Annotated in this window: 8 protein-coding genes; 6 read left to right on the forward strand and 2 right to left on the reverse strand. The window is 41.7% G+C overall.

The window, feature by feature from the left end; genetic code table 11:
* Positions 1-35 precede the first annotated feature (35 nt).
* Complete coding sequence (locus AC1F2U_RS16480; protein WP_480262062.1) at positions 36-1,874, reverse strand: vWA domain-containing protein; 1,839 nt, start codon at positions 1,872-1,874, stop codon at positions 36-38.
* Positions 1,875-2,133: 259 nt separating this feature from the next.
* On the opposite strand from AC1F2U_RS16480, the gene AC1F2U_RS16485 reads away from it, so the two are divergent.
* Positions 2,134-2,493 carry a Rieske (2Fe-2S) protein gene (locus AC1F2U_RS16485; RefSeq protein ID WP_480262063.1) on the forward strand — a complete coding sequence of 120 codons (360 nt, stop codon included), beginning with the start codon at positions 2,134-2,136 and terminating at the stop codon, positions 2,491-2,493.
* 139 nt (positions 2,494-2,632) lie between these two features.
* Here the strand turns inward: AC1F2U_RS16485 and AC1F2U_RS16490 are convergent, their stop codons facing one another.
* Positions 2,633-3,175: an Hsp20/alpha crystallin family protein gene (locus AC1F2U_RS16490; RefSeq protein WP_480262064.1), complete on the reverse strand. Its 543-nt coding sequence runs from the start codon at positions 3,173-3,175 to the stop codon at positions 2,633-2,635.
* Between the two features lie 827 nt (positions 3,176-4,002).
* Between AC1F2U_RS16490 and AC1F2U_RS16495 the strand changes: the two genes are divergently transcribed.
* From AC1F2U_RS16495 to AC1F2U_RS16515, 5 genes are all read left to right on the forward strand, one after another.
* Positions 4,003-9,774, forward strand: a complete 5,772-nt coding sequence (locus AC1F2U_RS16495) for a PAS domain S-box protein (RefSeq protein ID WP_480262065.1) — start codon at positions 4,003-4,005, stop codon at positions 9,772-9,774.
* A 786-nt stretch (positions 9,775-10,560) separates the two neighbouring features.
* Positions 10,561-11,592: a FecCD family ABC transporter permease gene (locus tag AC1F2U_RS16500; protein WP_480262066.1), complete on the forward strand. Its 1,032-nt coding sequence runs from the start codon at positions 10,561-10,563 to the stop codon at positions 11,590-11,592.
* Complete coding sequence (locus AC1F2U_RS16505; RefSeq protein ID WP_480262067.1) at positions 11,589-12,629, forward strand: FecCD family ABC transporter permease; 1,041 nt, start codon at positions 11,589-11,591, stop codon at positions 12,627-12,629. The genes AC1F2U_RS16500 and AC1F2U_RS16505 overlap by 4 nt, the downstream gene beginning before the upstream one ends.
* Before the next feature lie 18 nt (positions 12,630-12,647).
* A complete protein-coding gene (locus tag AC1F2U_RS16510) occupies positions 12,648-13,469 on the forward strand; it encodes an ABC transporter ATP-binding protein (protein ID WP_480262068.1) in 822 nt (273 codons plus the stop codon).
* A 365-nt stretch (positions 13,470-13,834) separates the two neighbouring features.
* Entirely contained in the window at positions 13,835-15,646 is a 1,812-nt protein-coding gene (locus tag AC1F2U_RS16515; RefSeq protein ID WP_480262069.1) for an ABC transporter ATP-binding protein, read from the forward strand.
* Positions 15,647-15,685 lie beyond the last annotated feature (39 nt).

Here is a 15,685-nt window from a genome sequence, read left to right on the forward strand (position 1 = left end):
ACTGCAACTTCTCCCCTGCTCCCCTGCTCCTCAATTCAAGTAGGTTGGACAAATCGCTTAATTTCACCACAGGCAATATAAGATTTGCCATCTGGTGCGGTTTTAACTTCATCAACGACGTAAAGCATTCCTTCCTTGCGCACCGATCGCGGAAAACGCATGTTCCAATCTGGTTCATATCCGTCGGAAACCACCCTAGCACGTAGCTTGCTGCCATCTTTGACACACTGAACTAAAATGCTGTCCCCTACACTGTCAGTTGTGGGCAGATCGGCAGCACTGGCAGGGCCTTTGGAAGCTTTACCTGTGTTAGCTCGATTGGATTGTCTAGGGGCAATAAAGATATCTGTTTCACCGGGTTGAGCAAAACGGGTAATTTTACCACGTACCCGATAGAAAGTGCGATCGCTTGAGAGTTCCAACCCTTCAACAACATAGCGTGCCCCTTCGGCACGAATGGCACGGGGAAACTGGATGTTCTTGGTTAGATCGTAGCCTTCAGATATGACTTTGACCCGCAGTTTACCCCCTTCACGAATGCAGTGCAATTCAACACCTGAACCGACTTCATTCACAATGGGCATGGCGTACACTTCATCGCCAGTAGTGACACCACGACCTACCAAATCGCTGCGATTGCGCGTCATCGTTTGGTAAGTCTGATCCCGCATTTCTTTCCGTCCGGCATTACCTAAAGCTTTTTGAGCAATCCGACCAGCGAAATATTCAAGCTGATCGATTTCTTCAGCAATTTCAAAATTCTCATTCAACCCTTTATCTCGCAAATCTTTCACAAGCGATCGCAGGGTTTGTTCAGCTTCCTGATGCTTGCCCTGTTCAGCGAGATTAAGTCCAGTCTCTTTAGCCTTAGCAATGGTAAGGCGACTCAGTTCCAGAATGATATGGCTTGTAGCAGCAAAAGCTGCTTCCTCAACAGTGCCAACTTTGGCGACGACATCCACCGTACCTGAAACGCTTTGAATGCGGTCATCTTGCACAACATCGGCGCTGTAATGCAGCTTCATCACAGGTAAATCACCAACTTGAGCGCTTGATATCCCCAGACTCAAACCGAGAAGTTTGTCCTCATCCTCGTAAAGCTCTCCTAAAGTGATGACAGCTTGACCTGCGTCATTCTGGCTAACTTTAGCCAGACTTAAGGTATCAACTAGGCTGACACCATCGGCCAATTCAAGTGTCACCTTGAGGTTTTGTCCTACTACTGCTCTGAGACTGTCTAGCTCAATACTAAACACTTCAGTTGCTTCGTCGATGCTCTGAATGAAATAGAAGTTGCCTGTGGCTGCCCTTGCCATTCCAATCAGCAGGTCTTCGTTGAAACCCTGAGCAAAACCTAACGTAGTTGTGATAATGCCTTCCTCAGCTTTTTGCCCTGCTGTCGCCGTCAGTATCTTGGGGTCTTGAATGCCCATATTGGCGTGACCATCGGTAAGCAGGAGAACACGGTTGATTTTTTGGGGATCGAGTTGCGTCTTCACGTGTTCGCAGCCTTTGAGCCATCCCCCCGATAAGTTGGTAATACCGCCTGCTTTCACCTTGCGAATGGAATTTTTCAGTGCGGCTTTGTTAGTCACAGCTTGGGGTGGCACAACACTGTCCACTTCATCATCGTAAACAACTACTGAGAGAATGTCATAAGGCTCAAGTCGATCTACCACAGACTCAGCGGCTTTGAGTGCGTGATGCAAGGGAGCGCCTGCCATAGAGCCGGAACGGTCAATTACAAGCGAAAGGTTAAGGTTACGTCGAGGAGATTTAGCTATGTCAGCACGAAAACGTAGCAGAATATTAGTCTTTAATGAAGATCCTGCGGCGAGGATAGACTGGTCAAATTCGTAACTTGTCTTAATCATTTTTTATATCCCTTAGAATTATCTGTTATCAGCTACAAGCCTTGCAATACATAGACAGTAAATGCTTTATTTAGTTTACCCAGAAATAAGTTTGTTCAGTATAAAAATGGTATTTAATGTAAGATTTTATAGTTTTAGTATCTTGCCAGCGTAGACAAAGCCCGTTATAGGCATTCTCGACTCTCCGGTACTTAAAGGCGATCGCACTGGTCACTATTGCGGGAAACTGAAAGCAGATATATTAGGAGAGGAGAACCTAATGAGTTGGACTAAAGTTCTTTCAGCCGATGCACTTTCCCCAGGTACGCGAGAAGTGGTGAAAGTTGGCAACCGAAAAATTTTGCTTTTGAATCACGAAAATCAGCTTTATGCTGTAGATAACAACTGTCCCCACTTAAAATTACCCTTGAAAAGTGGGAAAATTACTGAAAGTGGGGCAATAGTTTGTACCTTCCATCGCAGTGCTTTTGACCTGCGGACTGGTGAGGTACAAGGATGGTGTGCCTGGCCGCCTGGTGTAGGTAAGGTACTCTCGTTGGTTTCACAACAAAAAGCATTGCCAGTATTTCCAATTCGTGTGGAAGAAGGTAGTATCTGGGTTGATTTGCAAGAGGAATAGCACCCTCTACCTGAATTTACTCAAACAGTGCTAAATAAAAAAAGAAAAACCCCAGCTAAACTCATTGGCTGGGGTTTCTATCAAAATTTACCTATTTTAGAGATATAGGAATCATGGAATGAGAAAATACAACATCTTCTCAAGCAGTTGGAACACTTTGCTGTGATCTTATGTTGGGTTGTGTGTTGCCATTGCCACCTTCTATAGAAGCTGTAGCACTTTGAGATTGGCCTAAATTCACTTTAAAGACTTTGCTTTGCTCTTGCTCGAGTTTGGGTAAAGTCAAAATTAAAATCCCATCTTTTAGGTCTGCCTTAACTTGTTGATTCTGAACTTTGGTTGGTAGAGGTATTACTCTAGTGAAATTGCCATACCGGAATTCAGAATGAACTTTGGCGTTAGATTGGGAACGTTTTTCATAACGATGCTCACCAGCTATCGAAACTGCATCTTGAGTAACTTGAACATCGAGGTCTTTAGCTTCCACGCCTGGAATCTCAACTCTTAATAGCAACTCTGAACCATTATCATGTAATTCAACCGCAGGAACCCACGCTGTTCTCGGTGATGCAGAAACCTCGGAGTTACCGCGCTCGGCTGCTGTAAGCTCAGAGAATAATTGATCCATTTGACGACGCAGAATCTCCATTTCACGGAATGGTTCCCAACGAATGAGTGCCATATTTCGATCTCTCCTTAACTTTCTAATTCAATCTTGGGTAATCAAACAAAGTTTTAGAGGTGTTTTTTAGAGAGGAGCTTTATTTGCTTTGTTTCTTCTCTCTAGTAAGTAATTTAATAAAAGAAGAATCTCAAAATAGTTGGGTAAACCGTACAGCCATAGGTTGGATTTACCGTATCAAATAAAAAAATGCTCAAAAGCTTGAGAATAGTTAATGTCCAAGGAAGTAGGCAATCGTAAATTAAACTATATTATGTAATGTAAATTTAATTAAATTCGCTTGTAGTCAGAAGCTCTAGCCCGATCTAAGAGTTAAATTGACAAAGACGCTGGACGTAGCTTGCCGTATGAAGACTTGCTAACGCTTTTGGCGTCTCCCCAATGCGAAGGGCTAGGTGTGGACACTAGTAGAAAAAAGCTCGATTTCCCATTGTTCTCAGATTTATCTCGTTCCCATACAGAGTATGGCAATGGCTGATTAGGGGCTGCTGCCTCCAGTCAGACATTGAGTCTCTGACTCAATGAATGCATTCCCAGTCTCCGACTGGGAACGAGTCAAGCCTCATCAACCTAGATTTTTAGGACTTGTATGTACACCGTAGCTTTGGCTGTTTGGAATTCTTCGGATTTAATTAAGTAATCAAGCAGACATGATATAAACAGTTATCCTAGTTTATCTGCAACTTTTCTATACACCCAGCGCTGAAGTATGGTTGTAAGCGACGATGATTTTATTTACAATCTGGTGACAGAGTTTTGCTTTCTGATTTCATGTTCAGTTTTATTCCATAAATTCTTCCTGATTGAAAATTAACTTAGTAACTGATATGGATGCTCAAAAAATAAAAATTTTATTAGTTGATGACAACTTAGAGAATTTACATTTTTTATCAGACATCCTTCAACACCAAGGTTATCAGGTAGAAAGTGTTATTTCTGGACAATTGGCAATCAATACAGCACTTGCTTCTCCCCCGGATTTGCTTTTGCTAAATGTTCTTATTATAAAGAGGGATGATTATCAAGTATGTCAATATTTGAAAGCCAATGATAAAACTCAAGATATTCCGATAATTATTTTCGGAATTTTCGATGATTCTTTTGAAAAAATAAGTGTCTTAAATTTAGGCGATATTGACTATATTACTCAACCATTCCAAACTAAAGAAGTTTTATTACGGGTGCAAAATCAACTAACTCTCCAACGACTGAAAAAACAGTTAAAAGAAAAAAATGCCCAGTTGCAACAAGAGATTAAAGAGCGTCAACGGATTACAGTTGAGTTAAATATTTGCAACAAACAAATAGAAGATATTTTTAAAGAAATTCCCGTTAGCATTAGCAAAGCCTTTTGTAGAGAAGTTTATCAAAGCGAACGCCTGGTAGTCGAAGCCGCCCTGAAGAAGAGTGAAAGTCAGTATCGGCTCCTAGTGGAGACATCCCAGGATATGATCTGGTCGGTGGACATCGATGGACTAATTACCTTTGTCAATCCAGCAGTCAAGCAGATTTATGGCTACGAACCGCAAGAAATGATCGGGCGTGCCTTAATTGATTTCATCTCACCTACACAAGTTGCTCAAGATAAAGTAGCTTTTGAGCGTGTTTTTCAAGGAAAGTCTATCTTTCAGCATGAAACTACCTGTGTAGCTAAAGATGGTACCTTACTTTATCTAATGTTGAATGCGATCGCATTACGCAACGAAGAGGGTCAAGTTATAGGCATGACGGGCACTGCTAGTAATATTACGCAGCGTCGAAGTGTAGAAAAATTACTCCAAGAAAGCGCGATTAAGCTCCGCAATCATAATCTCGTGCTCACACAATTGGCACAAAATCAAACGCTTTATCAGGGTGATTTGAAAACAGCTTTTAGTAAAATAACAGAAACAGCTGTCAAAAATATTGGCATGGAACGAGCTAGTGTCTGGCTGTATGACGCAACAGGCATAAAAATCCAGTGTTTCGATCTATTTGAGGGCAGTCGCAATCAACATAGCGAAGGACTTTTCTTATCAGCAGCAGACTATCCAATTTATTTTGCAGCTTTGCAGCAAAACCAATCAATCGCCGCAGATGATGCTCATACCGATCCCAGAATTAAAGAATTTTCTGCCTCTTACTCAAGATTAAACATCACCTCTATCCTCGATACACCCATTAGGCTGGAGGGAAAAACCGTAGGAGTTTTATGTCTGGAGGCAGTGAAAGTTACTCATCATTGGACGCTAGAAGATCAAAATTTCGCTCGCTCTCTGGGTAATTTAGTATCCTTGGTATTGGAGGCAAAAGAACGCCAACGTGCAGAAGCAGCACGACGGGCTTCTGAAGAAAAGTTAGCATCAGCTTTCCGGTCATCTCCCGATCCAATTGCCTTAATTGCTGTTCGGGGCAAACGCTACATCGAAGTAAACGACAGCTTTTGCCGGTTTTTTGGTTATTCTCGCTCTCAAGTGATCGATCGCACCGATGAAGAATTGCATATTTGGGTGAATCCAGAAGAATATAATTTTCTTACCCACATTCTGCAACAAGCAAAAGCCATCCGCAACTATGAAATTGATGTCTGCACTTCAACAGGAGAAATTAAGACAACACTGTTGAGTGCAGAAATGATCGAGATTGATGAGCAATGGTACGTACTGGGAACTGCCAAAGATATTACTGAACGCAAGCAGGCAGAAAATGAAAGCCGTTTGTTGCTGTTGACAACCCAAGCTATTAATCGCGCTAGTGATGTCAACAGCGCGTTAGCAGTGGTCTTGCGCTTAATTTGTCACACCATTGGCTGGGATTTTGGTGAAGCCTGGATACCTAATGGAGATGGGGCTTTTTTAGAACACAGTCTGAGGTGGTACGGAGAAAAGAGCAGCTTAGAAGAATTCTGCCAGCAAAGCCAAACTTTGAAATTTGCTCTCGGAGTAGGATTACCAGGAAGAGTTTGGCAGAGTCAAGAACCAGAATGGATAGAAGATGTTTCTAAAGTTACACAACCAGTTTTCTTGCGATCGCCACAAGCTGCAAAGGTGGGATTAAAAGCTGGTTTTGGTGTTCCCATACTGGCTGGGAACCAAGTATTAGCTGTTTTAGTGTTTTTTAAACGTAGCTCAGTATTGGTAGATCGGCGTTTGCTCTTGCTAGTCAGTGCTGTTGCTGCTCAATTGGGTGGGTTGATTGAGCGCAAAACTTTAGAACAAGAATTAGCGCTCAGAGAAGCTCGTCTCAATGCCTTTTTTAGCAGTGCTCCTGTCGGTATGAATATTGTAGATAACCAGCTGCGGTTTGTGCAAATTAACCAACTGTTGGCGGAGATTAATGGACTACCCCAGCAAGCTCATATTGGCAAGACCATCCATGAAGTTTTACCCAACATCGCCCCTTTAGTAGAACCAATTTATCAGCAAGTTCTGATAACTGGTCAACCGATTATTAATCAACAATTAAGCAGCACATCAATCGAACAACCAGATATTATCCGCCACTTCTTAGCTTCTTATTTTCCGATTGTTGGTGAAGGCGATCGCCTCTCTGGTGTTGGCACAGTTTTAGTAGAAATTAGCGAACTACATGCAGCGCTACGCGAACGCAAACACGTCGAACAAGAACTGCGTTTAGTCAACGAACGCCTACAATATCTGCTCACCTCTAGCCCTGTAGTCATTTATAGCAGCAAAACATCAGAGGATTTTGGCATTACTTTTATTAGTGAAAACATTAAAGAAATGGTGGGCTATGAAGCACGGGAATTTATCGATAACTCCAGTTTTTGGCTCGATCGCGTCCATCCACAAGATATTGAACCGATCTCAGAAAAATTTTCCCACCTTATTAAGCAGGAGTACATTTCTTACGAATATCGTTGGTTACACGCTGACGGAACTTATCACTGGTTCTACGAAGAGATGAGGTTAATTCGTGACGAAGCAAATTCCCCGATTGAATGGGTTGGTTATTGGGCAGATATTAACGATCGCAAATTGGCAGAACTAGCTTTGCAGTCAGGTCAGCAACGATATCAACTTCTAGCAGAAGCCTCACCAGCTTGTATATTTCATACTGATGTGGATGGTAATTTTTTATATTTTAATCAACGCTGGAGTGAAATTACTGGATGTAGTTTAGAAGAATCTTTGGGAACAGGTTGGACAAATGCCGTACATCCAGGCGACCGCGAGCAGCTATTGTTGGCATGGAATCAAGCAACAGTCGCTAAGTCAACCTATAAGTACGAACATCGTTTCTTGCATGATGATGATACAGTCATCTGGGTAATTTGTCATGCTTTGCCAGAATTTAGAGATGATGGAGAAATTAAAGGCTACATCGGTACAATTACAGATATTACCGAGAGAAGATTGGCAGAAGAAGCCTTGCGTGAGAGTGCAGAGCGAGAAAGAGCGATCGCTCAAGTAATTCAAAGAATGCGTCAAACATTGGATTTAGAGACGATATTTGCGGCGACAACCGAAGAATTACGCCAAGTACTCAACTGCGATCGGGTTGTTGTCTATCGTTTCAATCCCAACTGGAATGGCGAATTTGTTTCTGAATCGGTGGGTAACGGTTGGATTTCTCTCATAGAAGAACACAACAACGATCCTCATCTCACAGAAGGTGTTTTACAAGATGGGCGTTGTCTAGCGAAAATTTTGGATAGCGCGGATAACCAAGTGGAATATCCCGATCTGCAAGTAACCACAGGCGCAAGTTTCATCTGTGTGTCAGACATTTACAACGCTGATTTTCATCCTGCTTATATCAACCTCTTAGAACGCTTTCAGGCTAAAGCCTACATTATTGTTCCGATTTTACATGGTAGTCAGCTTTGGGGATTGCTGGCGAGTTATCAAAATTCCGATCCCCGCCAATGGAAACCAGGAGAAATCAATATCGTAGTTCAAATTGGCAATCAGTTGGGTGTTGCTTTACAGCAGGCACAATTGCTAGCACAAACTCAAAGGCAGTCACAAGCATTGCAAGAAGCTGCGATCGTTGCTGATGCTGCTAATCGTGCCAAAAGCGAATTCCTGGCCAACATGAGTCACGAACTGCGTACTCCACTTAACGCCATCCTCGGTTTTACCCAAGTCATGAGCCACGATCGTGATTTATCAACCGAACATCAGCAAAATCTAGCAATCATCAATCGTGCTGGCGAACATCTCCTGAATTTAATCAACGACATTTTAGAAATGTCTAAAATCGAAGCTGGCAGAATAACCTTAAATCTCAACAGCTTTGACTTAATTCGCCTCTTGGAAAACCTCGAAGAGATGTTGCGCTTCCGCGCCACCTCCAAAGGATTAGAATTGGTCTTTGAATATACATCTCACCTTCCCCAATACATCCAAGTTGACGAAAGTAAACTGCGTCAAGTCTTACTTAACCTCCTGGGAAATGCAATCAAATTTACCGATACTGGCAGGGTGACGCTGCGGGTGGGGATGGAGAGTGGGGACTGGGGGGTAGGAGAGGCAGGGGAGCAGGGGAGCAGGGGAGCAGGGGAGCAGGGGAGCAGGGGAGAAGTAGCAGTAAGTCTTTCCCCTCGCGTAGCCGAAGTGCTGCCCCTCCGCCCCTTTGCACCTCTGCCTCTTCCTATGCCCAATACCCAATTCCTAACCTTTGAGGTACAAGATACTGGTCGTGGTATTGCCCCACAAGAAATTGACTTACTCTTTGAAGCTTTTGGGCAAACTGAAACCGGAAGGAAATCGCAACAGGGAACAGGACTAGGTTTAGCAATTAGCCGCAAATATGTGCAACTAATGGGAGGAGATATTAGCGTCACCAGCACTATTGGCGAGGGAAGTAAATTTACTTTTGATATTCAAATTGGTCTAGCCATAGCCAGCGAAATCCAGATTGAACAAACTAGACCCCAAGTTATTAGTTTAGCGCCTGCTCAAAGTGAATACCGTATTTTAGTGGTTGATGATTCCACAGACAGCCGTTTAGTGTTAAAGAAAATTCTGACATCTATCGGTTTTGCAGTCCAAGAAGCAATAAATGGCATTGAAGCGATCGCACTTTGGCAGACATGGCAACCACATCTGATCTTAATGGATATGCGGATGCCAATTATGGACGGCTACGAAGCCACAAAACTTATTAAAACTAGAGAAGAAATCTCAATCAAAAATACCGAATCCCAAATTCCAAATTGGAAAACAATTATTATTGCCTTAACTGCTAATGCTTTTGAGGAACAACGAGAGGCAATAATCAAAGCGGGTTGTGATGATTATATTAACAAGCCTTTCCGCGAGGAAGAATTACTAGAAAAGTTGAGCGAATATTTGGGAGTTCAATATATTTATCAAGAAGAAAGCTATCAGCTAAAAAACCTAAAGCAACAAAGACCAAAATCAATATTGACGCTGACGGATTTAGTGAATCTATTATCTGAAATGTCACCTGAATGGGTGAAACAGTTATATACTGCCGCAGCTCAATGTAGTGATGACCTGATTTTAGAATTAATTGAGCAAATACCCTCAGAAAATGCTGTACTGCAAAATTTTATTAAGAATTTAGCTCATGATTTTCAATTTGAGAAAATTATGGAATTGACAAGTATTGCAGGAGTATTATCCAGTTAATACAAATTGATTGACTAGTAAGTAAGTTCGTAGTTAGGACTCTAGTCATTCATTTTCTAAGAGACCATTTATAAAGTAAATATTTAGCAAACGCTCAATCATATTAAGTCCGGGTAATTAGTTATGATTTCCACAATCATTGCACCCCACCCCCAGCCCCTCCCCGCTCTTCGGGAGGGGAGACGAAGCGTAGCTTTGGCGGGGTGGGGTTCTTGGGGTTTAGTAAGTAATCAAGCGGACATGATATCAGTGGATTGACTTAGCCGTTTGTCTCGCCCATCCCTGCTTCCTAAATATTAGACCTGAATCCTTAGAGCATATTAGGACTTACGCACACTCTACGAATTCTCGGCGCTCTTCTCTTCGAGACGCTTCTCTTTCAGAGACGCTAAAGCGAACGCGAAGGCGTCTTCTCTGCGAGACGCGAAGCGCGATGGCGGTTCGATAAATTAAGCTTTTTAGCAATTTTTGCGTAAGTCCTAGCATATTTGAAAAGTCATCCAACGTATGTTTGACTACTCTGGCTATCGAGAACTTGAACGAGATAAAGAGAATTATAGCAGATTTAAGTCGATCTAACAATACCATTTTATTGAGAAAATATATCAAAGTTGTAACGGTATCCTTTATTCCGTTTAAAAAATGGCTAAAAGGCTACACAATCATGTAATCTATATATTTATCAAGAAAGATTATCAATTCGATGATTAAAATACTGTCAAATATTGATCTATTGAAAAAACAACTAGCCAGCAGAGCGTAATATTTTCAAATTACGGCAGGATCATGATAAAAGCGACTACAGTGTCACCTAGAGGATTGAAACAGCCACAAATATCAGCCTTATTTGGTCTGGTTTTAGGGCTATGTATGCTGCTAATTTGCTTGGTGTACAGTGTGACGCTAGGTGCAGTAGAAATACCTTTAGACAAAATTTTGACATCTTTTATAGCCTTTGATGGTTCCTACGATTGCTTAGTTATTCAGACCGTGAGATTACCGCGATCGCTAATTGCTATTGTTGTAGGTTCAGCCCTTGCTGTATCGGGAGCATTGATGCAGGGTTTGACGCGAAACCCCTTAGCAGATCCAGGTATTTTAGGTATTGAGTCGGGAGCTGCACTCTTTGTCGTTGTCGCAACTTTTGTTTTTGGCAGTTCATCCCTAAGTATTTACGCTTTTGTGGCCTTTTTGGGTGCGGGATTAACAGCAGTGTTAGTTTACATCCTTGGTTCTCTGGGACGGGGAGGAGCTACCCCACTGAATTTGACGGTAGCAGGAGCGGCGTTAACTGCTCTGATTTCTTCTTTCACCACCGGTATCCTGATTGTCAGTCAACAAACACTTGAACAAGTTAGATTTTGGTTAGCTGGTTCATTATCTGGTCGAGATTTTAATTTATTCTTACAACTACTGCCTTTCGTCGGCATGGGATTAGTTATAGCTTTTACCCTTGGTAGACAAATCACCACTATGAGTTTAGGTGAAGATGTCGCTAAAGGCTTGGGTCAACAGACAGCTCGGATCAAAATATTTACCGCTATCAGTGTAATTTTACTAGCAGGAAGTTCCGTTGCCCTTGCAGGGCCAATCGGCTTCATTGGTTTAGTAGTTCCCCATATAGTGAGATTTTACATTAAAGCCGATTATCGTTGGATATTACCTTATTGTGCAGTTTTAGGTGCAATTTTACTGTTGGTTGCAGATATTGCCGCCCGTATATTGTTTAAACCACAAGAGTTACCTGTAGGTGTAATGACAGCAATAGTTGGCGCTCCTTTTTTTGTCTACCTAGCTAAGTCAAAGGTGAAAAAATGAGTTTTGATTGGCTAGTCATTCGTTCCCAAGCGATATCTTTCCGCATCGACCGACGCGTACCAGTCGTATTGTTATGTTTGGCAGTAGCGATTGTAGTGGCAATGGTGATGAATATAGGGCGGGGTGAATATCCAATCTCGCCTTTGGATATCGTGAAAACTATATTGGGTTTAGATACAGGAAACCCAGACCATCGATTCGTGATTCAAAATCTACGTCTACCCCGCACCCTTGTAGCTTTTATGGTGGGAGTGGCGCTGGCAATTTCTGGCGCTATCTTTCAAGGACTGACACGCAATCCATTAGCTGACCCAGGTATTATCGGCATCAATGCTGGGGCGAGCCTGGCGGCAGTTACAGTAATTGTGCTATTTCCATCAGCACCGATTTATACCTTACCTCTATCAGCCTTTGCTGGTGCATTGCTGATGGCGATTTTAATTTACTCGCTGGCTTGGAATAACGGTAGTTCTCCGATTTTATTAATTTTAATGGGTGTTGGCTTGTCTGCGATCGCCAGTGCCATAACCAGCTTGATGATTACCTTTGGAGAAATTTCGGATGTTAGTAATGCTTTGGTTTGGTTAGCTGGGAGCGTCTACGGCCGGACTTGGGAGCAAGTCTTTTCTTTGTTACCTTGGTTAATTATTTTTGTGCCAATGGCTTTGACAATAGCAAGGCATTTGAACGCTCTTAACTTAGGAGATGATGTTGCCAAAAGTTTAGGTAGTCAAGTGGAATGGCAACGTGGTTTACTCGTGCTGGTAGGTGTAGCCTTAGCAGGTTCAGGAGTCGCCACCGCCGGAAATATTGGTTTTATTGGTTTAATCGCGCCCCATTTAGGACGACAGTTGGTAGGTGCAACCCATGAAGCCTTGATTCCTACTTCCGCACTCTTGGGGGGAGTGATTGTTGTGATGGCAGACTTGCTAGGAAGAACACTATTTGCACCTATCGAACTTCCTTGTGGGATTGTAACTGCTGCTATTGGCGCTCCTTATTTTCTTTATTTATTAATTCGTAATCGTAAAAAATAAAGCTGGGAAATATTATCTATGAAAGGACTCTCAACTAAAAGTCTGTCTTTAGCTTATGATGGGGCGCTGATTATCCGTGACCTAAATTTGGCAATCCCCGCCGGACAAATTACTGCTTTAGTTGGTGCTAATGGTTGTGGGAAATCAACTTTGTTACGAGGTCTGGCAAGATTGCTTCAACCCCGTGGGGGTACAGTCTATCTTGATGGAACGTCTATTTTCAATCTTTCTACCAAAGAAGTAGCACAGCAGTTAGGTATTTTGCCCCAAGGGCCAGTAGCACCGGAAGGGTTAACAGTGCGAGATTTGGTAGCACAAGGACGTTACCCTTATCAAAATTGGTTACAGCAGTGGTCGACAAAAGATGAAAAAATCGTGCAGCAGGCACTAGAGATTACAGATTTGTTGGAATTGGCAGATAGAGCATTAGATACTTTGTCTGGTGGACAACGACAAAGAGCTTGGATTGCAATGGCGTTGGCGCAAGATACAGAAATTTTACTTTTAGATGAACCGACTACTTTTTTAGATTTGGCGCACCAGATAGAAATTTTGGATTTGTTGTATGAGTTGAACCAAAATCAGAGACGGACAATTGTGATGGTACTGCATGATTTAAATCAAGCGTGTCGTTATGCTGATTACTTAGTTGCAATCAAAGATGGTCGAATTTTTGCTGCTGGGGAACCAAAGCTAGTGATGACTCAAGAAATGGTTCAAGAGGTTTTTGGGTTGGAGTGTCGGATTATTCCTGACCCAGTGATGGAGACGCCAATGTGTGTACCGATAGGACGCAAGAGAAAAGTAGTAAATAACAAACAAATGTACTTAAATTCCTGATTCTATTTCTACTAGAGATATAGCGTTTCCTAATCGCATGAGGTATATCATATTCCCCTCTATTGAAGCGCAGGGAGGGAGTTGGGGTTCTTGTATCTCACAAAGAAAAGGGTGTGGGGTGTGGAGTGTAGAAATAAAAAACTTTAGTTTCAGGGTCTGAAGCCCAGTTTAAAAAAAGATGTATTTCATCGAGTAGGCGCGAGAAATACAGCATCATTGCTTCAATCCCACGTTTAAAAACGTGGGTTCCCTACACCCTACACCCTACATCCTACACCCTATCCCCTACACCCTCTGAACCAAGCGATAACCGCTATATCGCTATCATCAATCATCTAACTACAAACAAGAAACTGGAAACTGTCGTGACAATCATATCAAAATCTCCTAGAGTATCTAAAAATCAAAGAAATTCAGCCTCTCTTTTACAACGATTGCTCAACTATGGCAACCAATATCGCCAACAAATTTGGCAGGCAACATCATGCTCTATCATCAATACGATTTTAGACTTAGCACCACCGTGGTTAATTGGTATTGCGGTAGATATTCTCGTAGAGCAGCAAAATTCTTTCTTTTCCAAGTTGGGTGTAAAAGATATATTTTGGCAATTTTTACTGCTTTCATTTATCACTATCATTGTCTGGATACTAGAATCAATTTCTGAGTACGCATATAATAGACTTTGGCGTAATTTAGCCCAAAATATCCAGCATAATTTACGCTTGGATGCCTACAATCATGTACAAGAATTAGATTCAGCTTACTTTGAAGAAAGCAGTACTGGCGGTTTGATGTCAATTTTGAATGATGATATCAACCAGCTAGAAGATTTTTTGAATTTTGGAGCTAATCAAATTATCAATATAATCACCTCAATTATCATTTTAATTGGTGGTAGTTTGTTGATTTTACCTTTTTCTATAACCTTGGCAGCAATGTTGCCAATACCATTTATTATTTGGGGTTCATTTACTTATCAAAAGCTTCTGGAAGCTCGTTATGCTGAGGTGCGGGAAAGAGTAAGCTTTCTGAACTCACGGCTAGCAAATAATATCAGTGGTATTACCACAATCAAAAGTTTTACTGCCGAAAATTATGAAAGCGCTAGATTGGCAGGAGAAAGCGAAGCATATAGAAAAAGTAATACCAAAGCAATTAAACTTTCTGCTGCATTCAATCCTTTAATCAGAATGCTAATTCTAGTAGGGTTCACAGCCTTACTATTTTGGGGGGGCATGGCAACACATACTGGGAAAATATCTATTGGAAGTTACAGTGTTTTACTCGTTTTAGTACAGAGATTATTGTGGCCTTTCGTAGAATTAGGAGGAATATTTGACAACTATCAAAGGTCAATGGCTTCTACCAAACGGGTCATGAATTTATTAGATACTCCCATCAAAATTGCTAGGGGAGATAAATCTTTATCAATAGATAAAGTGCGTGGTGAAGTTGACTTTAAACAAGTTAATTTTGCTTATCAAGATAGAGAGCCAGTAATTAAAAAACTATCTTTACATATCCCCGCAGGTAAAACTATTGCTATTGTTGGTTCTACAGGTTCTGGTAAAAGCACTTTAGTTAAATTATTATTGCGATTGTATGATATTTCTTCTGGGACAATCGCAATTGATGGTATTAATATCCAAAAATTAAATCTAGGTGATTTGCGTCGCAGTATCGGCTTGGTCAGCCAAGATGTATTCTTATTTCATGGTACGATTGCTGAAAATATCGCCTATGGTACTTTCGATGCTACTGATAAACAAATCATTGAAGCTGCAAAAATTGCCGAAGCTGATGATTTTATTATCAGCCTACCTCAAGGTTATGAGACAATAGTCGGAGAACGGGGTCAAAAATTATCTGGTGGACAACGCCAAAGAATTGCGATCGCTAGGGCTGTTCTAAAGAATCCGCCAATTTTGATTTTAGATGAAGCTACCTCAGCAGTGGATAATGAAACTGAAGCCGCTATTCAGCGTTCTTTGGAACGGATTACTGTTAATCGAACAACGATAGCCATAGCCCATCGTCTTTCCACTATCCGCAACGCTGATTGTATTTATGTGATGGAATATGGAGAATTAGTTGAGTTGGGAACACATGAAAAATTGCTGGAAAAGAATGGGATTTATGCTGGTTTATGGAATGTGCAGTCAGGGATGAAATAACAAGTAGGGTGCCAAAGTGATATTTATCCCCATCGCAAA

It is taken from the genome of Nostoc sp. LEGE 12454, assembly GCF_056620565.1.

Bases quoted from the DNA above. Each gene is read 5' to 3' on its own strand.
- AC1F2U_RS16490 (WP_480262064.1), bottom strand. From the start codon at position 3,175: ATGGCACTCATTCGTTGGGAACCATTCCGTGAAATGGAGATTCTGCGT.
- AC1F2U_RS16485 (WP_480262063.1), top strand. From the start codon at position 2,134: ATGAGTTGGACTAAAGTTCTTTCAGCCGATGCACTTTCCCCAGGTACG.
- AC1F2U_RS16505 (WP_480262067.1), top strand. From the start codon at position 11,589: ATGAGTTTTGATTGGCTAGTCATTCGTTCCCAAGCGATATCTTTCCGC.
- AC1F2U_RS16510 (WP_480262068.1), top strand. From the start codon at position 12,648: ATGAAAGGACTCTCAACTAAAAGTCTGTCTTTAGCTTATGATGGGGCG.
- AC1F2U_RS16480 (WP_480262062.1), bottom strand. From the start codon at position 1,874: ATGATTAAGACAAGTTACGAATTTGACCAGTCTATCCTCGCCGCAGGA.
- AC1F2U_RS16495 (WP_480262065.1), top strand. From the start codon at position 4,003: ATGGATGCTCAAAAAATAAAAATTTTATTAGTTGATGACAACTTAGAG.
- AC1F2U_RS16500 (WP_480262066.1), top strand. From the start codon at position 10,561: ATGATAAAAGCGACTACAGTGTCACCTAGAGGATTGAAACAGCCACAA.